The following is a 25,146-nucleotide window of genomic DNA, read 5'->3' as shown; positions in this document are numbered from 1 at the left end:
ACTATGACAACGAAGATGGTCAAAGGCTTGGCGTGTGGCCTCGTGGCGGTGCTTGCAGCGGTATCGGCGATGGCGCAGGAGGCCGCGAAGCCTGCGGTGGTGCTTCATGCGGCGCATCTGCTCGATGTGCGGGCGGGGAAGCTGGTCTCTCCGGGCGAGGTTTTGGTGGTTGGGGAGAAGATCGTCGAGGCGGGTACGCATGTGACGCGGCCTGCCGGTGCGCAGGCCATCGAGTTGGGTGAGCGCACGCTGATGCCTGGGCTGACTGACGTGCATGTTCACCTTTTTCTGCATCCGGGTGCGGAGGATTTGCAGACCGTTGAGGAGTCGGTGCCGCAGCGGACGCTGATTGCTGCGGATGCGGCCAAAGCCGACCTGATAGCGGGCTTCACCGCCGAGCGCGATATGGGCACCGAGGGCGCGGGCTCGGCGGATACGGCTGTGCGCAATGCGATTGATACCGGGTTGATTCCTGGGCCTCGGCTGCGTGTGAGCGGCAATGCGATTGACCTGCTCGGCGGCCACGAGGACGCGATCCACTACAACCCGGCGATGCACGTGCTCTCGAACGCCGACTACGCGAATACCGCCGACGAGATCGTCCACGTGATGCGGGAGCAGCGCAAGGAAGGCGCGGACTTCACCAAGATCTACGAGACCGGCAAGGACAGCTTCGTGGATGGGGTTTTCAAGACTCCCTACCAGTACACCGAGGCGCAGCTTCGGGCGGCGGTGGCTGAGGCGGATCGCTTCGGCAAGGGGGCTGGGCATGGTGTTGCCGTACACGCTACCGGCGAGCCGGGCACGGGGTTTGCCGTGGCGGCGGGCGTGGAGTCGGTGGACCACGCCGACCAGCTCGGCGAGGCTACGATGCGGGCGATGAAGGAGAAGAATATCCCCGCGGTGCCTACGTTTGCGATCAGCGAGTACTTTGCCGATCACGCCGCGTCGCCCGAGGGTGCGGCCCGGCGGCGGGCGCAGAACGCTTATCATGTCGCCGAGTTCAAGAAGCAACTCGCCGCCGGAGTGCCGATGGCTGTCGGCTCGGATGTGGGGCCGTTTCCGCATGGGACGCAGGCGCGGGAGATGGAGTTGATGGTGGAGAACGGCATGTCGGCTGCCGATGTACTTCAGGCGGACCTGTTGACCAACGCTCGGCTGATGGGGTGGGAAGGGAAGATCGGGGAGCTGAAGCCGGGGTTTTATGCCGATGTGATCGCGGTGGATGGTGACCCGTTGCAGAGTATCTCTGCTCTCAGGAAAGTGGCGTTTGTGATGAAGGGCGGGGTGGCTTATAAGCATCCCTGAGCCGGGAGAAGAGAGCATACCTCGGGGGCTAAAGCCCGCATCTGTGGTGGGTTTTGGGCTAAAGCCCGGACCTACCCCAGAAGCAACAGCAAGAATAAAAGCAGAAGCAGATTCCTCCGCTTCGCTCCTGAATGACAACCAAGAAAACAGGCAACAGCAACGACGCCCTCACGCCGGGCGGGCGGCACTTCGTGCGGTCTTGGACGCTTCGCGTAAAAGGCAAAGATATCAAGGCTCCGCTCTTATCCCTTTTATCCCTTTTTTCCCTTTATCCCCGTTTCGCCTTGCTTTTCGTCTTAGCCGAGCCACTGCTCGTCAGCCGATGGGCCGTAGAGCGCAGGTACGGGGACCTCGTTCAGCCGCAGGTACACGCCTAGCTGGGAGGTGTGGTGGATCAGGTGGTTGAAGCACATGATCCGGAAGGTAGCCACGCGAGACTTGTGCAGGATGACGTGCTCGCCGAAGCTGAACTTCCACAGCGCCTCAAGGTGCTCGTCCGAGGCTGCGGCGATGGCGGCGCGGCACTTTGCGCTGGACTCGTCGAGCTGCTGCAGACACGCCTCGCGCGTGGTGAAGACAAGCGGCACGTGCGGGCGTTTGGAGGCTACCATGTCCATGCCCTCGTCCTCCATGATGTAGAAGCCGAACAGCGGCATCGTCGCGCAGTGCATGGCCAGCTTGCCCAGCGGCGTCGAACGCTCGTGGGGCACCCATGCGGCCTTGTCCTCGGGGACGCGCTCGAGCGTGCGCCGCGTGTTGGAGATCTCCTGGTCGAAGTCCTCTAAGAGCACCTGCGCGATGGTCATGGCAACCTCTGGTAGAGAGATTTACAGCCCGACGGTATTGTAGCCGCAGTCCACGAACATGATCTCGCCGGTGATTCCACTGGCAAGATCCGAAGCTAAAAAGAGCGCGGTGTTGCCGACCTCGAGCGCATCGACGTTGCGATGGAGCGGTGCACGATCTTCGACGGCGTTGAGGATCTTGGTGAAGTCGCCGATGCCGCGTGCGGCCAGCGTCTTGATGGGCCCGGCGGAGATGGCGTTGACGCGGATCTTCTGGGCTCCGAGGTCGCTGGCGAGATAGCGCACGCTGGCCTCGAGCGCGGCCTTGGCGACGCCCATGATGTTGTAGTTGGGGAAGACCTTCTCGGAGCCGTAGTAGGTCAGGGTCAGGATGGAGCTGCCCTCGGGCATCAGCGGCGCGGCGGCGCGGGAGAGAGCGATGAGCGAGTAGGCGCTGATGTCGTGGGCCACGCGGAAGTCTTCGCGCGCGGTCTGGAGCACGGTGTTCTTGATGTTGGGCGCGAAGCCGATGGAGTGCACGAGGATGTCGAGCTTGCCGTAGGCGTCCTTGAGCTGCGCGAAGACGCTGTCGATGTCGGTGTCGGAGGCGACGTCGCACTGGAAGGTTTTGGCTCCGGCCAGCTCGGCGGCCAGGGCATCGGCATCACGCTGCAGGCGCTCGTTCTGGTAGCAGATGGCGAGCGTGGCTCCGGCTTCGGAGAGCTTCTGGCAGATGGCCCAGGCGATGCTGCGCTTGTTGGCTAATCCGAAGACGACGGCGACTTTGCCCTTCAGGTCGATCATGATGCGATGTGCTCCCGGTGTTGAACTTCGTTGCTAAGGATATCAGTAGGCCCCGAGCTAGAGGGTCAGGAAGTCGTACTGCTCTTCCGTGATGGGCACGACCGACAGGCGGAACTGACGGAACATGATGGAGTCGTGGAAGACCGGGGCTTCGCGGATCTCGGCGAGCGGCTTCTCGGCCTTCAGCCGTTTTACGGGCTTGATGACGACCTTCGGGTTCTTCGGATCGCTGGCGTCCACGCTCACGACCTTCGCGGTGCCGACCGCCGCCTTGCCGATGTTCGAGTGGTAGATGACGAGCTTTTCGCCCTTCTTCATGCCGCGCAGGTAGAGCAGCGCCTGGTTGTTGGCTATGCCGTCCCAGACGGTCTCGCCGTCGCGGAGCAGGTCGTCGTAGGAATACTTGTTGGGCTCGGTCTTCAGCAGGTAGGGCATGTCCTTCAGGGTATCGCAAGGGACGGGTGGGTGTGAAAACCGGGTAAAAATCCGCCGGAGTAGTGGTATTATCGGCGTATTCCAAACAGTTCAGGTTGAGAGAGCGACCATGAAGCACAGCTACCTCATCGCGATTAATGCACTTAAGAAGAACAAGCTGCAGACGATCCTGACCATGGTCGGCATGACGATCGGCGTGGCTACCGTGGTGACCATGATCGCTGTCGGCAGTGGTGCGCAGAACGCCATCGAGGACGAGGTGCGCGCCGCCGGGATGAACCTGATTACCGTGCAGGCGGGGAACTACCAGAACCAGCGCGGCATCGCCTCGGGGCAGGATTCGGCGGGCAACGATCCCTCGGGTGCGGATGCGCTCAAGGACGGCTACATCCCCGACCGGCTGAAGAAGAACCTGCGGCTGGGGGACTTTGCCGCGGGCAAGGGGGCTGCCGATACGCTCTCGCTCGATGATGCCGACGCGATTCGCAAGCGCGTCACGCTGGTGCAGTATGTCTCGCCGGGGCTGCACGACCATGCCAACGTCAGCGTGGGCAGCTCGATCCACTTTACGGCGCTGCATGGTGAGGGGACCGATATCTTCAACATCAAGCGGGCGTGGGCGCTGATGAGTGGCCGGTTCTTTAGCCAGAGGGAGGAGGCGAATGGCGACCATGTTGTCGTCATCGGCAGCATTGTGAACCACGCGCTCTTCCACGACGAGGACCCAGTGGGTAAGAGCATCACGATCCATAATGTTCCGTTTCAGGTTGTCGGTGTCTTCGGCTCGGGTAGCTGGATGGTGCAGGAGAACACCGGCGACGACCAGTTCGATGCCGTCTACATGCCGGTGACTACGGCGCAGAGCCTGCTGCACGCGCCCTTTCTCAACACCATCACGGTCTCGACCTACTCGGTTGGCGACGTGCCCGATGCGGGGTATGAGATTACCGATGTGTTGCGGGAGCGGCACAAGATTGATGAAGGGTTGTCCGATGATTTTCGTGTGCTGACGCAGGCGGGCACCGCGATTACCAAGACTGGCGTTGACCCCGAGGTGGCGCGGTCGATGGTCGGCAGCGGCAAGAGCCTGGACGATGTGACACTGAAGCAACTGGCGAAGACGATGGATCAGTCGAGCAGGACGATGACCGTGCTGCTGGCTTGTATTGGTACGGTTTCGATGATCGTTGGCGGGATCGGCATTATGAACATTATGCTGCTCTCGGTGGTCGAGCGGACGCGGGAGATTGGGATCCGCCGGGCGGTGGGGGCCAGCTCGCAGGACGTGATGCAGCAGTTTTTGATGGAGTCGATTACGCTGAGCCTGGCGGGTGGTGTGCTGGGAATCATCGTCGGGGTGATTACTTCGGCGGCGATCACACAGATCATCAAGTGGTCTACGAGTATCTCGTTTGTGTCGGTGATGGTGTCGTTTGGGATCTCGGCGGCAATTGGGATCTTCTTTGGGTACTATCCGGCGCGGAAGGCTTCGCGGGTTTCTCCGATGGAGTCACTGCGGTATGAGGCGGCGTCGTAGTGGGGAAGACCACGCGAAGCAGTAAAAAGGCGTGTGAACGCCTGCCCCGCGCGCAGCGGGCCCGTCCGGCAGGACAGGTTCGTGGCAGGGATAGGTCGGGCCTTCAGCCCTCTTCTTGCCTCTGTCTCCGATTACCTAGGGCGTTGCCCTAGGCTGGTATAGAGCGCGCCTTCAGCGCTTTCCGGGGATCAGGTCTATCTGATCTTATCCGCCGAGATCGACCAGCGATACCTGCGGTAGTGGCTGGCCAAGAAAGACTCCGCCCAGACGCTGAAACTTCTCTACCGAATCGGTTGCAAAGAAGGTGCAGTTGATTTCGGCGCCGGGGGAACTGACTCTGGGTAGTTTGGATTCGATCACACGGGCGGCAGCCTGTGCTGTTGTGGCTGCGGAGTCCACGATTCGCATGGGGTGGCCCATCTCTTCGAGTGTCCGCTCGATCATCGGCTTCAGCAGAGGGTAATGCGTGCAGCCCAGCAGCAGGGTGTGGGCATTGGGAGCCTCGGCGAAGGCCTCGTCTAGGTAGATGCGCAGCACCTCCGCTGTTACTTTGTGGTTGATCCAGCCTTCCTCGACCATCGGGACCAGCAATGGGCAGGCCTTTTCGTAGGCTTGCAGGCCGACTGACGCGCACGCTCGGGTGTAGGCCCCGGACTGGACTGTTGCGGATGTGGCGAGCACGAGGACGTCGTGCTCCCCGGCCTCGCGGGCGGCCTCGGTGCCGGGGCGGATGACGCCCACCACCGGGATCGGCATCGCGGCTTCGATCTCGGGCAGGGCCATCGCGGTGGCGGTGTTGCAGGCGATCACCAGCATCTCGGCACCCTCGTCGAGGAGGAACTCAGCGCTCGAGACGGCGTAGCGGGCGATGGTCTGCTGGCTCTTGGCCCCGTAGGGCAGGCGCGCCGTGTCGCCCAGGTAGATGTAGTTCGCGCCGGGGATCAACGGCAGCAGCGCGCGTAGGACGGTGAGGCCGCCGAAACCGGAGTCGAAGACGCCGATGGTGGGGCCGGTGGTGGAAGGGGTGCTCATTCGTGTCTCCCGACGCGGCCCAGTGTGTGCAGAGGCTCGCGCGTTGTGTCGAGTGCCGGGTAAGGGTGCAGCAGATCGGCGTGTCCCGCCAGCGTCTCGCTGGAGCGTCCGTCTACGAGGAACTGCACCCGGTCGATCTCGGGAAAGTTGGCGTGCAGGGTTCCGATCAGCGAGCGCAGCGTCAGGTCTTCGGCCTCGATGCCGGAGGGGTGCGAGCTGGCGAAGGTTCCCTTCAGGTCGATGACGGCCATCTGGCCGTGGCTGGCTTCGGCGCTGCGGGTGGTTTTTTCGGTGCTGGTGCCGGCCGGGTTGCCGAGGGGAAGCTGCACGAAGTAGACGTTCGCGATGGCCCGGCCGCTCGGGAGAGGGTGCAGGGTGGCGGGCAGAGCATAGTGGGCCATCGTCTGCTCCAGCAGGGCACGGGCGCGGAGCGGGCCGGACGGCGGCAGCGCCATCTGCTCCTGGTCCAGAGTGATGGAGCCGTCGGCGTCGTTGGCCAGGGCCACCGAGACCGTCTCGTTGGGGATGTCGGTGGGCGCGGGGATGGGGCTGAGGTCGCGCTGGGCGACAAGGCGCTGGTGGGTGACCACACAGCCGCGGACGAGCAGCAGCGCCATCAGCAGCGAGCCGCCGAAGAGGATGCGGAAGGCGATGAGCTGGTAACGGGGGATCATCGCACGGCTCCGGGCTGGGTGGTGGCTGGTGAGGGTTTCTTCGGCTTTTTGGCTGTAGGTTCCGGAATTGTCTCGGACTCGGCTGCTGTCTCCTCGGCTACGCGGGCGATCTCGGCTTCGAGGTGTCCGCGCCAGAAGCTCAGACCGCTGGCGATGGCGTCGGCGACGCGGGCCTGGTAGGCGGCATCGGTCACGGCGGCGTTCGTCAGCGGGGCCAGTTCGACCGCGATGGCGGGGCAGGTGAGCGAGTCGATGGGCGGGACCGACGCCCGTGCCAGCACCAGGGGGATGCGGATGTCGTTCAGGGCCGTGGCCAGATCGGTGGCGAGCTGGAGAGACTGTGGAACCGTTGTGGCCTGGGCGGCGTTCCACGGAAGGATACTGGGGGCCGGATGGGAGGCGGTGAAGGGCGCGAGCGACGAGGTGAAGAGGTGGACGCCGTGGCCGCCGCTGGTGGCGTGCAGCAGCAGGCAGGCCAGGGGGCGCAGGCGGTTGGCCTGCTCGGCGCGCTGGTCTTCGGCGGCGACGGATGGGGTTTCGGTGTTGTCCGTTGGAGTGGTGACCGCAAGATTGCGCGAGAGGACGACGTTGAAGCCGTGGGCTACGAGTTGGGTGCGAAGGCGCTCGGAGAAGGTTTGGGTGAGGTTTTTTTCGAGGACCCCGGTGGGGAGGGTCGCGCCGTCATCGGTGCCGCCGTGGGCCGCGTCGATGACGATGAGGCCGGTGTTGGTGGCGAGGATGGGCGGTTTGGCTGGAGGATGGTGGGGACGGGGTGCTGGAAGCTGCGCGGGAAGCGGCGGCGCGAGCCAGAGCAGGGCGGCGAGTGCGAGCGGCCGGACGCGGCGATCTGTGGGGGAGGAGGTCACGGAGCGGTTGGTTTGATTGTAGCGGGTCTGGTGAAGGGGGTGGTCTCTCGTATCTCCTTTTGGGTCAATATGGGAATACGCGTAGCGTCCAAAACAGCACGAAGTGCCGCCTGCCCGGCGTGAGGGCGCTTTTGTTGTTGTTTTTTGAAAAAGAAGTTGTGGCAGAGGGAGGAAAGCGTTCCTCAGAGACTAAAGTCCGGGCCTGCCCAGAAGCAAGAACAACAGCAACGGCAAAGACTGAAGCAGATTCCTCCGCTTCGCTCCTGAATGACAACCAAAAAAAGGGCAACAGCAAATGAAAGGACAGGCAACGGCAGAAGCACGACGCCCCTGCCTCTATTTTGAGACAGGGGCCGTCGTAGTTTGTCGGGTTAGTCGAGGGCGTAGATGGCGAGGCCGCTCAGCAGCTTGGGGAAGAAGTCGGTGGACTTCTGCGGCATCACGTCTCCCGAGAGCGAGATGTCGCGGAGCTGGTCGAGCGTCACCGGGCGGATGAGGAAGGCGATGTCGGCCGAGCCGGTGCGGACCTGCTCGACGGCCTCGGTGGCCTCGCGGAGATAGCGGATGTTTTCTACACCCGCGATAGACTCGTGGGTCAGGTCGAGCAGCCGCTCGAGCACGATGGTGTGGAGCTGCACCACGTCGAGCGCAGCCTGACGCGGGGAGACGCCCAGGTCGGCGAGTGTCTTGGCCATCGCCTCCGGCTTGGCCGTCAGCAGGTGGTTGCCGTCCGCAGTCACGGCGATAAAGGCTACTCCGGCGGAGGTTCGCAGCGGCTCGAGATCGGGTGTTGCGACCGGGGTGATCTCGAAGAACTCCTCGGCGCGGGCGAGAAACGCCTGCGTGTTGAAGTCTTTGAGGCCGAAGAGCACGCGGTGCGTGGGCAGGATCGTGATGCCCGGCGCGTCCATGTTGACGAAGGTCATCATCATGGCGGCCTCGGGGAAGGCGGGCTTCGGCAGTAGGGAGTGAGGCTCCTCGGCGCGGTTCGAGGGCGACTCGTCATCCTCGTCCGTCGTGGTGGCTGCGGCGGCCTGGCCCAGCTCGGCGGCGCGCTCCTTCATATAGGTGACGGAGGTCTCGTAGCGATGGTGGCCGTCGGCGATGATGAGCTTCTTGTCCGCCATCGCCGTCACGATCAGGTTGATGAGGTGCGGGTCGGTGAGCCGCCAGACGCGGTGTACCACGTCGTACTCATCGGTGATGCTGAGGTCGGCCTGGCTGCCGTTGTCGAAGATCAGCTTCTCGGCGGTGAAGGCCGGGTCGGAGTAGAGCATGTAGATCTGCTCGCAATAGGCGCGGGTGGCCTTGAAGAGCGCGAGCCGGTCGGACTTGTGCTTGGGGAAGGTCTGCTCGTGGCGGTAGACGACCTTGTCGGCGTAGTCGTAGAGCTGGCCGAGGGCGATGAAGCCGCGGCGCTCGCGCACCTCGTCGGTGCCGGGCACGGTGTAGGTCTGGGAGTAGCCGTAGAGGGCCGGCTCGGCCTCTTCGCGCAGGATCGCCTTCTTGCGCCAGGAGGTGAGCGACTCAGCGGCGCGGGTGTAGACGTTGTGCTGCGGCGTGGAGGCGGCGTCGGGGGCGAAGGCGTCGGTGTCGTCGGGCTCGCGCTTGCCCAGGATCACGCGAATCAGGTTGTACTTGGAGCGATCGTAGTAGGCCTGCTGCATGGCCGGGGTGATCTTGTCGTAGGGCTGGGTTACGACGTCTTCCATCTTGACTTTAGAGGTGTCGTAGCGGAGTGCGCGAAAGGGGTAGATACGGGCCATGCGGGTCGGTTGCTCCTGAATATTCTCTCGAACGATTGTACGGGGAAGGTGGGGGTAAAAGATTACAGGTCAGTGCTTCGGCGCGCCGGAGACAACCTGGACGCAGGTGTTTGGCAGCAAATAGGTAGCTTCAATTCCTGTAGAGACGCGGGTGCGGATGGGGTGGTATAAGTCGCGCAGATGCATGGAGGTCGATCATGCGTTATTCAAGGCTTTGGGTGCTTTGCCTGCTGCTTGCTTCGACGGAGATCGGCCATGCGCAGGAGAATCCACTCGACCTGGTGCATACGCCTGTGCCGCCTGCGCCCGCGCCTAAGCCGGTGGAAGCAGGAGCGGTCACCTCTCGGTTGAGCGGTAGGTTGCGGGTGGATGTGAACCTGGTGCTGGTCCCCATGACCGTTACCGATACCCTGAACCGCCTGGTCACGGGGCTGGAGGCGAGCAACTTCGAGGTCTACGACAATGGCACCGGGCAGGCGATCAAGAGCTTTTCCACTGAGGACGCGCCTGTCTCGATCGGGATCGTCTTCGACCTGAGCGGCAGTATGCAGAGCAAGTTTGCGCGGGCGCGTCGGGCGCTCAGCGAGTTTATGAGTACCTCCAACCCGCTCGACGAGTTCTTCGTGGTGGCCTTCAACGACCGGCCTGCGGTGGTGGTCGACTACACCTCGCAGGTGGACGATGTGGAGGCCCGCATGATGATGCTGCGGCCCGAGAACCGCACCGCGCTGGTGGACGCGGTTTATCTGGGCGTCGATAAGCTGAAGCAGGCCAAGTATGACCGCAAGGCGCTGCTCATCCTCTCCGACGGCGGCGACAACCGCAGCCGCTACACCGAGGCCGAGCTGCGCCGCGTGGTGCGCGAGGGCGATTTGCAGATCTACGCCATCGGCATCTTCGACCAGTACGCCCCGACCCACGAGGAGCAGATGGGGCCGGTGATGCTGAACGAGATGTGCGAGATGACGGGCGGGCGGATGTTCCGCGTGCTCGATGTGGCCGAGCTGGGGGATATCGCCACCCGCATCAGCGCCGAGCTGCGTAACCAGTATGTCGTCGGGTATCGGCCTTCGGAGGTGAAGAAGGACGGCAACTGGCGTAAATTGAAGGTACGGCTGATTCCTCCGCCGGGCTTTCCAGAGCTGACCGTACACTATCGCCAGGGGTACTATGCACCTTCGCAGTAAACGATTTGGAACGGCCGGCGTGCTGACATTCTTTGCGGTTCTGGCGTTGTGGGGGCGGGTTGGGTCTGCCCAAACGGCCACCCAGGCAGCGCCCCAGCAGCCCAGCCTCACCGTCGACCGCGATCCTGTTCCATCGCCTGATCCCGAGCCTGCGGCCGGTTCAGGGGCCACGGCTGCGCCCCAGGGCGTCGGGGCCATCGCCCGCGAGGGCAACAGGTTCACCCTGCGGCAGGATGCCTACGAGGTCCGGCTCAACGCCTCGGTCGTCGACGGCGGAGGGCGGGCCGTGCAATCGCTCGATAAGGACTCTTTCAAGGTCTACGAGGACGGGGTTCCGCAGACGATCATCAGCCTGCGGCACGAGGATCTGCCCGTTTCGATCGGGCTGCTGATTGACAGCTCCGGGTCGATGTACGACAAGCGCGCCGCCGTGGAGCAGTCCACGCTCGACCTCATCAAGCTATCGAACCCGCAGGATGAGGAGTTTCTTGTCGACTTCAGCTTTGAGCCCTTTATCGACCAGGACTTTACCTCCGACGTGCGTAAGTTGCAGCAGGGGATGAGCTATATCAAGTCCTCGGGCGGCACGGCGATGTATGACGCGCTTGTCGCCTCCGCCGACTATTTGGCCAAGAATGCCAAGCGGCCCAAGCAGGTGCTTGTGGTCGTCACGGACGGCGAGGACAACGCCTCCAGTGCTTCACTCGAGCAGGCGATTCGCCGGATTCAGGATCTCGATGGGCCGGTGATCTACTCCATCGGCCTGCTCTTTGGCGCGGATACCGACCGGCGCGAGTCACGGCACGCGCGGCGGGTGCTCGAAGAGCTGAGCGCGGAGACCGGCGGCATGGCTTACTTTCCCAAGTCGATCAAGGACGTCGACGCCATCGCTGCGGAGGTGGCGCAGGATATCCGGACCCAGTACACCATCGCCTATCACTCCACCAATCCGCCTTCGAAGGGCGGGTATCGGCAGGTGCATGTGGAGGCGAAGGGTAAGGGATTTGGGCATCTGACCGTGCGGACTCGGAACGGGTACTTCCCGCGCACGTCGGCGGCTGAGCCTCCTGCGGCGGCTGCTCCGAATGCTCCTGCTGCTCCCGGACGATAACGGGGCTATATCAGCGGCGTTCGCCTACATGCAGCCGCACCGTCTGGCCGGGCTGAGCCTGCACGCGAAAGGTCGCCACTGAGTTCGTGAATTCGTCCGGCTGTGGGTCCGAGTCGATCTTCCAGCCCCTGGGTACGGCCTGATCGACGACGAAGGTAACGGGCGTGGGGGCGGGGTTGTGCAGCAGGTACTCGTGCTCCCGAATGGTCACATAGGTGCGCTTGACCACGCCGTTCTCGATGTTTTCCTCCCAGTGGCTGGAGGCGTTTTCGCTCTCGAAGTGGCAGATGCCGCTGTCCCAGCGATAGTGCGGCCTGGAGTAGGGCTGGGCGGCGGCGGTGCGGTCCTGCGAGAGGATGCGGCAGCGCCCGTCGATGTGGATCTCGGACTGATCGGGCGTGGCCGGGGTGGCAGCGGGTGGGATCGCCTGAAGGGTGAGGAGCAGCGTCGCAGAGAGAAGGCTGGAGGTCATGGTTGGGTGGTCGAGCTATGGGCCGCAGCCAGTGTAATGGAGGCTTGCGGATGGAGGATGAAAATTCTTCCGCTTTGGGTGCTCCGGCCAGAGGGGGAGACAGTTTATTCATAAATATGATAGACCTATAAGCCGCAGTAATGAGGTGGCATTGTGACCTTTGGACTGACCGAGGAGCAGGAGTCCCTGAGGCGCGAGATCCGCGCCTTTGCCGCGCGGGAGATCGCTCCGCATGTGAGCGAATGGGACGAACGCAGCGAGTTTCCTCATGACGTTGTGAAGAAGATGGGCGCGATGGGGCTGATGGGAATTATCTTTCCCGAGGAGCTGGGTGGCTCCGGCATGGGTTATGTGGAGTATGTGCTGGCGATTGAGGAGCTGTCGCGTGTCGATGGCAGTGTCGGCATTATCGTGGCTTCGCATAACTCTCTTTGTACGAATCACCTGATGCTTGGCGGTAATGACGCTCAGAAGAAAAAGTGGGTGACGCGGCTGGCGAGCGGTGAGTGGCTGGGTTCGTGGGGGCTCACTGAGCCGGGGTCGGGGTCGGATGCGGGCGGGATGAGGACCACTGCTGTCCGCCGGGGTGATGAGTGGGTGATTGACGGCAGCAAGACCTTCATCACCAACGGCAGCTACGCGGATTGCGCGCTGGTGCTGGCCGTTACCGATAAGGAGAAGGGAACGCATGGCGGCATCTCGGCGTTTCTGGTCGAGCGCGGGACGAAGGGGTTTCGCTCGGGTAAGAAGGAGAACAAGCTGGGGTTACGCGCCAGCGATACTGCCGAGTTGATCTTCGAGGATTGTGTGGTTCCTGCCGAAAACCTCGTGGGTAAGGAGGGAGACGGCTTTAAAGACGCTATGCGGGTGCTTGATGGCGGGCGTATCTCGATTGCGGCGCTGAGCCTGGGGATTGCGCGTGGGGCTTTGGATGCGGCGATGAAGTATGCGACCCAGCGCAGGCAGTTCGGCAAGGCCATCAGTGAGTTTCAGGCGATCCAGTTCAAGCTGGCTACGATGGCGACGGAGCTGGATGCGGCGTGGCTTTTGACGATGCGGGCCGCGCGGATGAAGGACGCCGGATTGAAGGTGACGCGGGAGTCGGCTATGGCCAAGCTCTATGCCAGTGAGGTGGCCTGCCGGATCTGCGATGAGGGCGTGCAGATTCATGGTGGGTATGGGTTTATCAAGGATTATCCCGCCGAGAAGTTTTATCGGGATGTGAAGCTCTGCACCATTGGTGAGGGGACCAGTGAGATTCAGAGGATTGTGATTGCGCGGGAGTTGTTGAAGGGGATGTAGAGGCGTCGTGTTTTTACGCGAAGCGTCGAGAACTGCACGAAGTGCCGCCCGCCCGGCGTGAGGGCGTTGTTGTCGTTGCTTCTAAGCAAAAAAGAATCTGTGGCCGAGAAAAGAAAGCATACCTCGGGGGCTAAAGCCCGGACCTACCCCGGAAGCAACGGCAAGAACAAATGCAACGGCAAAGGCAGAAGCAGATTCCTCCGCTTCGCTCCTGAATGACAACCAAAAGAACAGGGAAGGACAAGTGCGCCCTTGCGCCGGGCGGGCGGCACTTCGTGCGGTTCTGGACGCTTCGCGTAAAAACACGGATCTCAAGGTTCCCCTTTGATCCGTGCTTTGATCCGTTTTTATCCGCGTTAGGCTTTGTTTTTGTGACTGCTTAGGCGATGACCTCAAAAGGGCGCATCATGTCGTTGGCCTCGTGCTCGAGGATGTGGCAGTGGTAGAGGTAGCTGCCCGCGTAGCCCTCGAAGTGCACGATGATGCGCGTAATCATGCCCGGCGGGCACTGTACTACGTCCTTCCAGCCCATCTCGCCCGGCTCCGGCGGCAGCGGCTGCGTCATATAACGCATTACATTTTTGACGTCGTAGGCGAAGACGTCGAAGACACGGCGGTCGAGCACCTGGAAGCGCACCAGGTGCAGGTGCATGGGGTGCGTGTCCTCGGTCATATTGATGAACTCCCATATCTCCGTGGTGTTGAGTCGGGGCTGCTCGGTGACGGGTTCGTGCCAGCGCTTGCGGTTGAGCAGCATCACCATGGAGTTTCCGGCCGAGTCCTTGTGCTCGCCGAGGAGGATGGTGCGGGTCTTGATGGCGGTGGATGGGGCCAGGCGTGGTATGGGGCGCAGGGCTGTAGGGATGGGCTGGGTGACCGCGGGCTGGGCGGCTACGCGGAACTCCAGGATCTCCAGCGCGCCGTTCATCAGGTGGACGTTCTTTCCGGCAGATTGCGAGAAGTCTACGAGGATGTCGGCCCGCTCGGCCGGGGCCAGGTTCAGGCCGGTCTGCTTAAGGGCGGCGGGGAGCAGGCCCTGGTCGCTGCCGATCTGGTGGAAGGGCTGGCGGTCGGTGAAGGATAGCGCGAAGAAGCGGCTGTTGGCCGCGTTGACCAGGCGGAGGCGGTAGAGGCGCGGCTCGACTTGGTGGTAGGGGCGGATCTTGCCGTTGATGAGGATAGCGTCGCCCGCAAACTCCGAGACCCAGGGGTGCTCGGGATCGGGGGCGCTGGGGTAGAAGAACTGGCCGTCGGCGGTGAAGTCGCGATCGTAGAGGATGAGGGGCAGCTCGTACTTGCCAGATGGCAGGTGGAGGGCATCCTCGACGTGGTCGCGCACCAGAAAGAAGCCGAAGAGACCGGCGTAGGTATTGAGGCGGTTAATCCCCATGGCGTGGTCGTGATACCAGAGGGTTGCGGCCTCCTGGTGCAGGGGGTAGGTGCAGGCGAGGCTGTTGCCGGGGGTGTACCAGTCGTCGGGGTGGCCGTCGTCTTTGGTGGGGACGCGGGCGCCGTGGACGTGGACGATGGCGCGGACCTCCGGGCGGTCGCGGCCTGCGCCGTGGAGGGAGTGGTCGATGGGGAGGAAGTGCTTGGTGGGTAGGTCGTTGCGCCACTCGATGTGGAGGGGCTGGTTGGCGCGGGCTTCGATGAGCGGGGCGATGGCGGTGTCGCCGTAGCTCCACATGCGGGTGGGGGGCAGGTCGCGGTGGACCTTGGCGTGGATCTCACGCATGGAGACGCGGAGTTTTTTGCCGGGGGCGGCGTGGAGGCGTTCGGGCAGGGGCAGCTCGTCGACGAACGGGGGCAGCTCGAGGACGTGGAGCATGGGTTGGGTGGGCGGGGCAGCGTTCACGGGCATGGAGGAGCTGTTGTTGCCGTGGGACATCTGCATCTGGGCGAACATCTGGGAGGGCAGGCGGGTCCAGGAGAGGCCGAGCGCGGCGGCCTGCTGGAGGAAGGTGCGGCGGGTGGGGGACAAGCGAGCTCCAGGGTGGTGGTGATTGGTTTGAGCGTAGAAGGGGAGTGTGACGGGGTTGTGAATTGGGGTTACGTGAAGCGTCGAGAACCGCACGAAGTGTCGCCTGCCCGGCGTTAGGGCGTTTTTGCCTTTGTCTTTTTGTGGTTGAGAAAAGAAAGCATACCTCGGGGGCTAAAGCCCGCGTCTTTGGCAAGTTTTAATGTCCGGGCTAAAGCCCGGACCTACCCCAGAAGCAACGGCAAAAGCAACGACAAAGACAGAAGCAGATTCCTCCGCTTCGCTCCTGAATGACAACCAAAAGAACAGGCAACAGCAAGGGCGTTAAATGCGAAACCCCACCCTTTGCTGGTTGGCGAAGGGTGGGGTTTCGGGTTGGCGGTGATTTAGTTGCCGGAGGTGACTGCGCCGGTGGTCGGGTTCAGCAGGACGACGCTCGGGTTGGGAGCGACGTTGTTGCTGAAGTTGAACATGCTGTCCAGCGAGCCAGCCGACGCGTCAAAGGAGCCGCCGCCGATCCGCTTGCCGCCGAGGAAGGTGTCCTCGATGAAGCGGGTGATGGAGGACTGGTCGGTGGTGTTGCTGTCGATGTAGTTCTTGTTGGACCAGGGCGAGATGACCAGCAGAGGCAGGCGAGGACCGAAGCCGCAGCGTCCCTGCACCGGCTTGCCGGCGGAGTTGGGGCCGGGCAGAGCAGACGCGACCAGGGAGGCCGAGCCGCAGATTCCGGCGCTGGTGTAGGAATCAAAGCTCGTCTGCGAGCCGTTGATGACGTTGGAGATGTGATCGTACCAGCCGTCGGAGTCGTCGTAGGCCAGGATGATGGCCGTCGAAGTCCAGAAGGGAGACTTCTCGATGGCGTTGACTTCGTTGACGACGAAGGTCTGCTCGTCGAGGGGATCGGAGTAGCTGGCGTGGCCGTCCTGGAAGCCGGGGGCCTTCAGGAAGCTGACTGCGGGCAGGTTGCCGGCGGCAAGAGCTGCGTCGAAGTCCTGGATGTCGTACTGGTGGTTGGCGGTCTTGGCTCCGGTATCAGCCGCGGTGCCGATGACGGCGACCGAAGCGGGACGGATGTGGGTGGGGTTGGCGGTGCTGGGGTAGTACTGGAAAGGCTCGTGGTGGGGGATGTAGTCGGCCTTCAGCAGGTTGCCGGGGATGTTGACGGCGGCAGTGCTGCGGCCGCAGCCGGTGGTGCCGTTGGCGTTGGTGACGCCGAGGTTGAAGCCGCCCTCGAAGAAGCCCCAGGAGACGCCAGCCGCATTCAGCAGGTCGCCGATGTTCTTGCCGGACATGCTGACGTTGGCGCTGGCCGAGGAGCAGGTGTCGCCCGCGGGATCTTCGTCGCCGACGAGGGTGTAGCCGCCCTGGCCGTCGGCCACGACGCCGGAGGCCGCGCCGGTGGTGTAGGTGGCGACGCCGTTGGTCTGGCCGGAGACGAGGTTGATGGCTCCCTGGGTGGAGGCGCCGAAGGTGGTGCCGAAGGAGTGGTCGTTGAGCGCGTAGTGCTGCGCGTAGTTCCACATGGCGGTGACGGTGTTGCCGTCATAGTAGCCCATGGTGAGGGCGTTGGTGTTGGCGATGGCGGGCGCGTTGGTGGAGGTGCCGAAGTTCGCGCTGACGCTCTGGTCCGAGGTTCCGACGGAAAGGGGGAAGAGGTCCATCTTGCCGTTGTCGAAGGCGGTCTGCTCAGGCCCGTAGTTGTGATCCTGGTCGCCGGTGCCGGCCTGGGCCGGGGCGAGGCGGAAGGGGTTGGAGGCTACGGAGATGTAGCCGTTGGCCGGATCGGCCTGGACGTTATTGGCCTTGTTCAGGTTCGGATTGGCGGTGAGCAGAGACGGGGTCGAGATGTAGTTCGTTGTCTTGGTCGGGGTGCCGGTGGCCGCGGTGAAGGGGGTCTCTCCGGGGAGATTGGCGGCGTTGGGGTAGGTGCCGAAGTAGTGATCGAAGGAGATGTTCTCTCCGAAGATGACGACGACGTGCTTGATGACCTGCGAGCTGGTGACGGGAACGGCGGCGACCGGTGCCGGAGCTGTTGAAGCGGGCTGGCTGGTGCCAGTGCTGCATCCGGTCAGAACTATGGTCGTGGACAGGCTAAGAGCTAAAAACTTGCGAATCATTCAATGGCCTCGATCAGTAAAGATGCGAACTTCTCCGGTGATACAGCGGCACCATGAATGGGCGTTGAATAGAAGGTGAACAAAGACAGAACAGGGTAAAGGCGGGCCGCCCGGACGGTGCCGGGGGCGCTGGCGAGAGGTTGGGGAGACGGTTGAGCCTCTGGTGAAGCCGTCTTTCAGAAGCGAGAGGGGCACCTGAGTTTGTGCCGGAGTCGACGTACTCCGTCTGTGCGCGGTGAGACTGAGGAGGATGGCCCGGTCTCGGGGCAGGATGCTTTTTTATCCATGAAGCGTGCAGGCGGATTTTAAAAGTACAAAAGAGATTAATTTTCTATTGTTTTCCTAACGGAAGCCTGTTATTCATTCTTCTATCACCCGCATCCAAAAGTTTTCCTGATTGCAGCCGTTTTTGAACGTCTAGCATTTTGCTTCGTTCTTGTCGGAATGTTTCAGTTCTATCTCGCTTGCCGAGGTAACAGGCTAGCTCTATCTAAAGAGCCTGCGCCCCCGTGTCGAACGAGGTTGGCATTACCTGTATGGCTACTCGGATCTTCAGCGGAGACCAAAATCAATGAAGCGTGTTACGAAGAACCTCTTCCTCGCTCTTGTGCTTGCCAGTACGGTGACATTTGCGCCAGTCGGCTTGATGCCGGTTGGCTTTGCTCAGCAGACCCAGGCCACTATGACTGGCCAGGTGACGGACCCTTCGGGCGCTACGGTGGCAGGTGCCCAAGTAACCATTACGAACGTGGATACGGGGAATAGCCGTGTAATTGAGACCAGCAGCTCTGGCCGCTATAACGTGACCAACCTGAACCCCGGCCACTACTCTTTGACGGTGAAGATGGCCGGATTCACGGAGAAGGTGCTGAAGGGCATCACGCTGGAGGTTGCTCAGAACGGGCAGCAGGATGTGGCTCTTTCGCTGGGCGCGGCCACCGACGTGGTGACGGTAAACGCTTCGGCGGCGATCACCGAGACGGAGGACTCCTCGCAGGGCGGCGTTATCGACAACCAAAAGGTCGTCGGGCTGCCTTTGAATCAGCGTACGTTCTACTCGCTGGCACTGCTTGAGCCAGCGGCTTATCTGCCGGGCCAGTCCTCGACGCTGGGCTTCCGCGGCGGATTCAACGTGGCGGGTAATAACGAGACGGCCAATACCTTTACCGTCAACGGTATCGACGACAACGACCAGAACGTGATGGCCCCGTCGTTCCGTCCGTCGGTGGAGACGATCCAGGAGTTCAAGTTGCTGACGGGCGTGTACTCGGCTGAGTACGGGCGCACGTCGGGCGGACAGGTGGTCGTCATCACCAAGGGCGGAACCAATGCCTTCCACGGCGACGTCTTCGAGTTCATTCGCAACTCTCAGTTCGACGCGAAGAACTACTTTACGGTGCCCGGAACTCCCACGACCTTCCGCCGGAATCAATTCGGCGCAACGATCGGCGGCCCGATCCGCAAGGACAAGACGTTCTTCTTCTTCGGGTATGAAGGTCTTCGCCTCGCCCAGCCGACGGTTGTCGGCGGTTCGGTTCCGAACCCGGCCATGCTGAACGGCGACTTCAGCACGGTCTGTACCTCGGGATTCAACTCTGCGGGCCTCTGCAATACGGCTTCGCAGCAGCTCTATAGCATCGTGCCTCCCAGTGGATCGGGCAAGCTCTATGCGCGAGGGAATCCGTATCTCCGGAATCAGATTCCTTTGAGTGATTTCAGCACGCGTGGGCTGGCATTATTGAAGTTCTACCCGAAGCCCGATGCCGGTCAGAACCTGGCCGCTGTCGCGACTCCGAGCTATACGCTGAACGAGGAGCGGACCGAGAACATCGACCAGTACTCGGCGCGCGTCGACCATAAGATCTCCGACAAGGACTCGCTGCTGGTCCAGTACAACTACTTCAACGACCCGTCGTTCGAGCCTTCGAACTCGCTCTGCTCCTCGGGGCAGATTCCGGGATTCGGTTGCACGGTGAACCAGATCTCGACCCTGGCGGGCGTCAACGAGATCCACGTCTTCAGCGAGCACTGGCTGAATGAGTTCCGGTTCGGTTACGACCGGCTGGAGCAGCCCCGTATCGGAGAGGATTACAACAAGGCGTTTCCCGCGGTTCCCGGCGCCTTCAACGATGCCTCGGTGAGCCAGGTCGGCACCATTCCTGTGACCAGCGTGACGGGCCTGTCGACGATTCACCCCTATGGCAACCTGCCGCAGCATCGTTGGGATAACCACTACAACCTAGTCAACAACACGACCTGGTCGCATGGGAACCACACGGTCAAGTTCGGCATTAACCTGCTGCAGGCGCGCTACTCAATCGTCTTCGTCTCGAACGGCACCAGTAACTTCGCCTTCACTGGTCCTTCGGCCAGCAACAATAATATTTCGACGGGCAGCCCGATCGCCGATCTGGCGCTTGGGTACGCCACCACGTCGAGCCGCAATACCAGCGCGCCGCGGATGCACTACTTCTATACCAGCACGGCGGGTTACATCCAGGACGACTGGAAGGCGACGCCGCACCTGACGATCAACATGGGCGTGCGCTACGAGTACTTCAGCCCGACGCAGGATCGTGCTAACCAGTTCGAGAGCTATCGGTTGCCGACAGCGCCCGGACTTCCGGGAAGCGTGGTCGTTGCAGGCGTTGGTGGTTACGGCTCCAAGATCTACAACGACGACATTAATAATGTCGGGCCGCGCCTCGGCCTCTCCTGGCAGCCCTATGGAAATGCCAAGACCGTGGTTCACGCCAGCTATGGCATCTACTACAACTCGCCGGCGATCGGAAACGGCGTCAACCTTGGCCAGGGAGACGGCGCTCCCTTCCGGCTCGCCCAGAGTTTTACGAGCCGGACGACGGCGACCGCACAGACCCAGATCCAGATGGACAATAACCCATTCCCCTTCACGGGTTCGGTGCCAGACGGCTCGACGGCTCATCCGTTTACGAATACGACCTTCACAGGTATCGATCCGAACTTTGCGACTCTCTATATGAATGAGTACGGCGCGGATGTGCAGACAGAACTGACGCCGACGATGACGCTTACGCTTGGCTACCTGGGAAATCAGGGAGTCCGCCTGCCGCGTCTGGTCGAACCGAATCAGGGTATTGTGACAGCGGCATCGGCGACGTCAGTGACCAGTTACTATCCGCTGAGCACGTTGGCGGATGGCAAGACTGCTGTGCCGCTGCTTGGTCCAGTCGGAGCACTTAACTATTACTATTCGCTCTCTCCTACCGGCACGGCGGTCTCTTACTACGTCAGCAATGGGCACTCTAACTTCAACGCGATGACGGTGAAGCTGCAGCAGCACTATCACGATGGGCTTACCTTCAATGTTGCCTATACCTGGTCGCACTCCATCGACAACGCTCCTGGCTATGCCAGCACCAGCGCGGCGTCGAGCGGTACGCCCCAGGACTCTCGCAATCTACCGGGGGAGAAGGGAACATCGGACTTCAATGTAGGTTCGCGTATTGTGATCAGCCCGGTATATGAGCTGCCCTTCGGTAAGAACAAGCAGTTTCTAACTCACGGTATAGCGGCGGCGCTCGCGGGTGGATGGCAGCTTTCGGGTATCTATACCTATGACACGGGACGCCCGTTCACGGTCTCCATGCCGAATAACAACCGTTCCGGCTCCGGTGTAGGTGCCGATCGTCCTAACCTGATCGGTAACCCGAACAACGGTCCTAAGACGGTGGCGCAGTGGTTCAATACCGCCGCGTTTGCTCCGAATAACTTTGGCCAGTTCGGTACGGCAGGGCGCAATATCGTGATCGGGCCGACTTACACCGATACCGACGTTGCGATCCAGCGTATGTTCGACATCACGGAGCGGTATCACGTCTCGTTCCGTGCCGAGTCGTTCAATGTCTTCAATACGCCGACCTTCTTCAACCCACTCGCTGCCACTACCTATAACTACGGAACGACCAGGTTCGGTCAGTTGACTACGGCGAATGACCCACGATCGATGCAGTTCAGCGCAAAGATCCTCTTCTAATCACAAAATAGTACCTATTTTGATAAATAAGTTTGGGTATGCCCCCACACGGGGGTATACTCACGCTTAACCAACTAACAGAATTTCGTTTTGCTGAGCCACATTTCTCCCATGTTGCTCAGTTCAGCGCTCCATCCACGTCTTAGCCCAACAGCTTACGCAGATAGGACATATTCGATGAAGTCTGTTACAAAATGTTTCTTGTCATTTTTAGTACTGGCGTGTGCGTTCTTGTTCGTACGCCCCAGTTTGGCCCAGCAGACGCAGGCTTCCCTTACCGGACAGATTTCAGATCCGCAAGGCGCCACCATTCCGAACGCGGAGGTCAGCATCAAGAATGTTGATACCGCAATCACCAGAACTGTAGCTACCAATGGTCTCGGACGCTACAGCGTAACTAACCTGAATCCCGGTAATTATGCGGTTTCGGTAAAGGCTCCGGGCTTCAGCGAGAAGCTCCTGAAGGGCATTGTTCTTGCAGTCGGACAGGAAGGATCGCTGGATGTTGCGATGACCCTGGGAGCTGCGAGCGATGTAGTTACTGTCAACGCCGAAGCGGCTGTGACCGATACGGAAAGCTCTTCGCAGGGTTCCGTTATCAACAACCAGGAGGTTGTCGGTCTTCCGCTGAACCAACGTACCTTCTACGGTTTGGCCTTGCTCTCTCCAGCTGCTTACATGCCGGGACAGAACTCCACCCTCGGCTTCCGCGGTGGATTCAACGTGTCGGGTAACAACGAGACTGCAAATACCTTTACCGTCAATGGTATCGACGACAACGACCAGAACGTAATGGCGCCTTCGTTCCGTCCTTCGGTCGAAGCGATCGACCAGTTCAAGCTGCTTACTGGTGTTTACTCGGCTGAGTATGGACGTACCTCGGGCGGCCAGGTGGTTGTTATCACCAAGACCGGCACCAATGCATTCCATGGCGACGTCTTCGAGTTCATCCGTAACTCACAGTTCGATGCCAAGAACTACTTCACCATTCCGAACACGCCTACGACCCTCATCCGTAACCAGTTCGGTGCGACCATCGGCGGTCCGATCATCAAGGACAAGACCTTCTTCTTCTTCAGCTACGAAGGAATGCGTCTGAAGCAGCCGGTTGCCTCTACGACCACGGTTCCTAATCCTGCCATGCTGAATGGCGACTTCAGTTCGGTCTGTACCACAGGATTCACCTCTGCTGGTATCTGTACTACAGCTTCGCAGCAGCTTCATGCACCGGGCAACTCGGCGTCTCCTTATCTCTTCAACAAGATTCCGACCTCAAGCATGAGCGCCAAAGGTCTCGCTCTGCTCAAGCTCTATCCTGCTCCCAGCCCTGGTTACTCGACCGCAACTGCAACTCCCGGTTACACCTTCGATGAAGAGCGTACGGAGAATTTGGACCAGTATTCGGTACGCGTGGACCACAAGATCTCGGATAAGGATTCCCTCCTGGTCCAGTTCAACCGGTTCAACGATCCGTCTTTTGAGCCGCAGAACTCGCTTTGCGGAACCTCCCAGATCCCAGGTTTTGGTTGCACCACGAACCAGATCTCCACTCTGGCTGGCGTCAACTGGATTCACATTGTCAACGAGCGTTGGTTGAATGAGTTCCGTATTGGTTATGACCGTCTGGAGCAGCCGCGCACCGGTGAGGATGTGAACAATGCCGCTGCAAACGCTGCGAGCCTTGGTACTGCTGCCTTCAGTGATTCTACTGTCTCCAGCGCGATCAACGGTGGTGCTCCCACGACTACGGTTTCGGGAATTGCTACTCTCCACCCCTATCAGAACCTTCCTCAGCATCGTTGGGACAACCACTACAACATGGTGGATAACGTAAGCTGGTCGCACGGCAAGCACAACGTGAAGTTTGGTGTGAACATGTTGCAGGCCCGCTATACCGACGTTTATGTCGCGCTGGGCACAGGTTCACTCACCTTCAGCACCTCCAACCTCCTGAGCACAGGCAATACGATTGCGGACCTTTATACCGGCGAAGCTTACCAGTCCAGCCGTTCTCCGAAGGCCCCTAATTTCCAGGCTCAGTACAGCTACTACGGTGGTTATCTGCAGGACGACTGGAAAGTTCTTCCCACACTAACCTTGAATGTTGGTTTGCGGTACGAGTACTTTGCGCCAACCTTCGATGCTCACAATGTGATGGCGAGCTATGAGTTGCCTGCAGGCTTTGTCGGACGTACTCGTCAGAACTCTGCCGGAACTATGGCGGTTGCTGGTCAGAATGGCATCGGAAAGTACCTTTACGGCAAGGATCTCAATAACTTTGCTCCTCGTCTGGGCTTTGCCTATCAGCCTTTTGGCAATGACAAGACGGTGGTCCATGGTACTTACGGAGTCTTCTATAACGCACCTGCCATCGGAAACGGCGCGAACCTGGATATGAGCATCAATCCTCCGTTCCGTCTCAACCAGACCTTTACCAGCACGGTTGCAGCTCCAATCCAGATTGACAATTCGCCTTTCCCTAGTGGCACGGCGGATGGATCGTTTGCTCATCCCTTTACGAGTGTTGCTCCGTATGGAATTGGGCAAAATTTCAAGACGCAGTATATGAATGAGTGGGGTCTGGATGTTCAACGTCAGGTCACTCCGACCATGACGTTGACTGTTGGTTATATCGGAAGCGAGACTGCCAAGATAGCACGTCAGGTACAGCCAAACCAGGAGATTATCACTGGAATTGTCAACGGCAAGGCCATTGGTTATGCGCCACTAACGAATGTAGGACCTCCGACGGTTTCGGCGGGTGGTGTTGTGACACCGGCAGCCACTCTGAATCCGATTGGACCAGTGAATGCTGCTGGAGCATATGCGGTTGGACCGACTGGCTCTTCAACTCTGAATGGTCAGTACTACCAAATCAGCAATCCAACTCTCTTCCTGAGCGTGGGACATGCAAGCTTCAATGCACTGACGGTGAAGGCGCAGCAAAACTATCACAATGGCTTCTCCTTCATCCTCGCGTACACATGGGCTCACTCCATCGACAATGCACCTGGCTATGCCAGCGGCAGCAATTCGTCTAATGGAACCCCGCAGGACAGCTTCAATCTTCAGGCTGAGAAGGGCACCTCTGACTTCAACGTTGGAAGCCGCCTCGTTATCAGCCCGGTGTATGAGCTGCCTTTCGGTAAAGGGAAGCCGTTCCTGACTAACGGTATTGCTGGTCTTCTCGCCGGCGGATGGCAGCTTTCGGGTATCTTCTCCTATGACACGGGTCGCCCGTTTACCATCCAAATGGCAACGAATAACTCGGGTTCGACAAATGGCGGAGCAGATCGTCCGAATGTAATCGCCAACCCCAACAATGGTCCTAAGACAGTGGCGCAGTGGTTCAACACGGCTGCTTTCACAGCAAATGCTGTTGGCCAGTTCGGAAACGAATCGCGCAATGCATTGATCGGACCCAACTATGACAATACTGACGTAGCGATTCAGCGCATGTTCGATGTTACGGAGCGTTATAAGTTCGCGTTCCGCGCTGAGGCGTTCGATGTATTCAACCACCCGAACTTCTATAACCCGCTCGGAACATCGACTGGTGAGTTCGGTCAGTCTAACTTCGGTAAGCTGACCCAGGCCAACGACCCCCGTTCGATGCAGTTCAGTGTGAAGGTGCTGTTCTAAGTCGTCGGTCAACCTGTAATACTGAGCCACGCCAGGGAGTTATCCCTGGCGTGGTTTTTTTGTTATTTCGAATAAGTTCGTGAGGTATAGGTAAAAAGGCTGGGCGGAAATTCCG

17 protein-coding genes are annotated in these 25,146 nt (G+C 60.6%); 7 read left to right on the top strand and 10 right to left on the bottom strand.

What is annotated here, in order from left to right:
• Positions 1-3: 3 nt before the first annotated feature.
• Positions 4-1,308 (top strand): amidohydrolase family protein, encoded by a 1,305-nt coding sequence (locus tag FTO74_RS15185; RefSeq protein ID WP_255462306.1) that lies wholly within the window; start codon positions 4-6, stop codon positions 1,306-1,308.
• Positions 1,309-1,604: 296 nt separating this feature from the next.
• On the opposite strand, the gene FTO74_RS15180 is transcribed toward FTO74_RS15185, so the two are convergent.
• From FTO74_RS15180 to FTO74_RS15170, 3 genes are read right to left on the bottom strand one after another with little or no spacing between them, the layout of a single operon-like run.
• Entirely contained in the window at positions 1,605-2,114 is a 510-nt protein-coding gene (locus FTO74_RS15180; RefSeq protein ID WP_162538904.1) for a DinB family protein, read from the bottom strand.
• Positions 2,115-2,135: 21 nt separating this feature from the next.
• Complete coding sequence (locus FTO74_RS15175; protein ID WP_162538903.1) at positions 2,136-2,897, bottom strand: enoyl-ACP reductase; 762 nt, start codon at positions 2,895-2,897, stop codon at positions 2,136-2,138.
• A 57-nt stretch (positions 2,898-2,954) separates the two neighbouring features.
• Positions 2,955-3,332 carry an EVE domain-containing protein gene (locus tag FTO74_RS15170; protein ID WP_162538902.1) on the bottom strand — a complete coding sequence of 126 codons (378 nt, stop codon included), beginning with the start codon at positions 3,330-3,332 and terminating at the stop codon, positions 2,955-2,957.
• Between the two features lie 109 nt (positions 3,333-3,441).
• On the opposite strand from FTO74_RS15170, the gene FTO74_RS15165 reads away from it, so the two are divergent.
• Positions 3,442-4,869, top strand: coding sequence for an ABC transporter permease (locus tag FTO74_RS15165; protein ID WP_162538901.1), 1,428 nt, complete (start codon positions 3,442-3,444; stop codon positions 4,867-4,869).
• A 204-nt stretch (positions 4,870-5,073) separates the two neighbouring features.
• Here FTO74_RS15165 and murI read toward each other — a convergent pair whose 3' ends face one another.
• From murI to FTO74_RS15145, 4 genes are all read right to left on the bottom strand, one after another.
• Positions 5,074-5,901, bottom strand: coding sequence for a glutamate racemase (gene murI, locus FTO74_RS15160; protein WP_162538900.1), 828 nt, complete (start codon positions 5,899-5,901; stop codon positions 5,074-5,076).
• Positions 5,898-6,575: a GerMN domain-containing protein gene (locus tag FTO74_RS15155; RefSeq protein WP_162538899.1), complete on the bottom strand. Its 678-nt coding sequence runs from the start codon at positions 6,573-6,575 to the stop codon at positions 5,898-5,900. Before FTO74_RS15155 ends, murI begins: the two co-directional genes overlap by 4 nt.
• The gene (locus FTO74_RS15150; protein ID WP_162538898.1) at positions 6,572-7,441 is read right to left on the bottom strand and encodes an N-acetylmuramoyl-L-alanine amidase; all 870 of its coding nucleotides are present in this window, start codon (positions 7,439-7,441) and stop codon (positions 6,572-6,574) included. Before FTO74_RS15150 ends, FTO74_RS15155 begins: the two co-directional genes overlap by 4 nt.
• A gap of 371 nt (positions 7,442-7,812) precedes the next feature.
• Positions 7,813-9,207 carry a DUF1015 domain-containing protein gene (locus FTO74_RS15145; protein WP_162538897.1) on the bottom strand — a complete coding sequence of 465 codons (1,395 nt, stop codon included), beginning with the start codon at positions 9,205-9,207 and terminating at the stop codon, positions 7,813-7,815.
• A gap of 197 nt (positions 9,208-9,404) precedes the next feature.
• Here FTO74_RS15145 and FTO74_RS15140 point away from each other — a divergent pair, with 197 nt between their 5' ends.
• Positions 9,405-10,394, top strand: coding sequence for a VWA domain-containing protein (locus FTO74_RS15140; RefSeq protein ID WP_162538896.1), 990 nt, complete (start codon positions 9,405-9,407; stop codon positions 10,392-10,394).
• Positions 10,395-10,413: 19 nt separating this feature from the next.
• A complete protein-coding gene (locus FTO74_RS15135; protein ID WP_255462305.1) occupies positions 10,414-11,505 on the top strand; it encodes a VWA domain-containing protein in 1,092 nt (363 codons plus the stop codon).
• Positions 11,506-11,515: 10 nt separating this feature from the next.
• Here FTO74_RS15135 and FTO74_RS15130 read toward each other — a convergent pair whose 3' ends face one another.
• A complete protein-coding gene (locus FTO74_RS15130) occupies positions 11,516-11,977 on the bottom strand; it encodes a hypothetical protein (RefSeq protein ID WP_162538894.1) in 462 nt (153 codons plus the stop codon).
• A 153-nt stretch (positions 11,978-12,130) separates the two neighbouring features.
• Between FTO74_RS15130 and FTO74_RS15125 the strand changes: the two genes are divergently transcribed.
• Positions 12,131-13,279 (top strand): acyl-CoA dehydrogenase, encoded by a 1,149-nt coding sequence (locus FTO74_RS15125; protein ID WP_162538893.1) that lies wholly within the window; start codon positions 12,131-12,133, stop codon positions 13,277-13,279.
• Between the two features lie 379 nt (positions 13,280-13,658).
• Here the strand turns inward: FTO74_RS15125 and FTO74_RS15120 are convergent, their stop codons facing one another.
• Positions 13,659-15,260 (bottom strand): multicopper oxidase domain-containing protein, encoded by a 1,602-nt coding sequence (locus FTO74_RS15120; protein ID WP_255462304.1) that lies wholly within the window; start codon positions 15,258-15,260, stop codon positions 13,659-13,661.
• A 383-nt stretch (positions 15,261-15,643) separates the two neighbouring features.
• On the bottom strand, positions 15,644-17,374 hold the full coding sequence (locus tag FTO74_RS15115) for an alkaline phosphatase family protein (RefSeq protein WP_162538892.1): 1,731 nt from the start codon (positions 17,372-17,374) through the stop codon (positions 15,644-15,646).
• A gap of 571 nt (positions 17,375-17,945) precedes the next feature.
• On the opposite strand from FTO74_RS15115, the gene FTO74_RS15110 reads away from it, so the two are divergent.
• Both FTO74_RS15110 and FTO74_RS15105 read left to right on the top strand, forming a co-directional pair.
• Positions 17,946-21,389 carry a TonB-dependent receptor gene (locus FTO74_RS15110; protein ID WP_162538891.1) on the top strand — a complete coding sequence of 1,148 codons (3,444 nt, stop codon included), beginning with the start codon at positions 17,946-17,948 and terminating at the stop codon, positions 21,387-21,389.
• A 177-nt stretch (positions 21,390-21,566) separates the two neighbouring features.
• Positions 21,567-25,031, top strand: coding sequence for a TonB-dependent receptor (locus FTO74_RS15105; RefSeq protein ID WP_162538890.1), 3,465 nt, complete (start codon positions 21,567-21,569; stop codon positions 25,029-25,031).
• Positions 25,032-25,146 lie beyond the last annotated feature (115 nt).

It is taken from the genome of Granulicella sp. WH15 (genome assembly GCF_009914315.1).
GTDB lineage: Bacteria > Acidobacteriota > Terriglobia > Terriglobales > Acidobacteriaceae > Edaphobacter.
This window is presented reverse-complemented; position numbering and strand designations above follow the sequence as displayed.

What these genes read in the sequence shown, in the direction of transcription:
- FTO74_RS15170 (WP_162538902.1), bottom strand. Translation starts at nt 3,332, where the DNA reads ATGCCCTACCTGCTGAAGACCGAGCCCAACAAGTATTCCTACGACGAC.
- FTO74_RS15185 (WP_255462306.1), top strand. Translation starts at nt 4, where the DNA reads ATGACAACGAAGATGGTCAAAGGCTTGGCGTGTGGCCTCGTGGCGGTG.
- FTO74_RS15145 (WP_162538897.1), bottom strand. Translation starts at nt 9,207, where the DNA reads ATGGCCCGTATCTACCCCTTTCGCGCACTCCGCTACGACACCTCTAAA.
- FTO74_RS15165 (WP_162538901.1), top strand. Translation starts at nt 3,442, where the DNA reads ATGAAGCACAGCTACCTCATCGCGATTAATGCACTTAAGAAGAACAAG.
- FTO74_RS15180 (WP_162538904.1), bottom strand. Translation starts at nt 2,114, where the DNA reads ATGACCATCGCGCAGGTGCTCTTAGAGGACTTCGACCAGGAGATCTCC.
- FTO74_RS15130 (WP_162538894.1), bottom strand. Translation starts at nt 11,977, where the DNA reads ATGACCTCCAGCCTTCTCTCTGCGACGCTGCTCCTCACCCTTCAGGCG.
- FTO74_RS15105 (WP_162538890.1), top strand. Translation starts at nt 21,567, where the DNA reads ATGAAGTCTGTTACAAAATGTTTCTTGTCATTTTTAGTACTGGCGTGT.
- FTO74_RS15140 (WP_162538896.1), top strand. Translation starts at nt 9,405, where the DNA reads ATGCGTTATTCAAGGCTTTGGGTGCTTTGCCTGCTGCTTGCTTCGACG.
- murI (WP_162538900.1), bottom strand. Translation starts at nt 5,901, where the DNA reads ATGAGCACCCCTTCCACCACCGGCCCCACCATCGGCGTCTTCGACTCC.
- FTO74_RS15175 (WP_162538903.1), bottom strand. Translation starts at nt 2,897, where the DNA reads ATGATCGACCTGAAGGGCAAAGTCGCCGTCGTCTTCGGATTAGCCAAC.
- FTO74_RS15155 (WP_162538899.1), bottom strand. Translation starts at nt 6,575, where the DNA reads ATGATCCCCCGTTACCAGCTCATCGCCTTCCGCATCCTCTTCGGCGGC.
- FTO74_RS15110 (WP_162538891.1), top strand. Translation starts at nt 17,946, where the DNA reads ATGAAGCGTGTTACGAAGAACCTCTTCCTCGCTCTTGTGCTTGCCAGT.
- FTO74_RS15115 (WP_162538892.1), bottom strand. Translation starts at nt 17,374, where the DNA reads ATGATTCGCAAGTTTTTAGCTCTTAGCCTGTCCACGACCATAGTTCTG.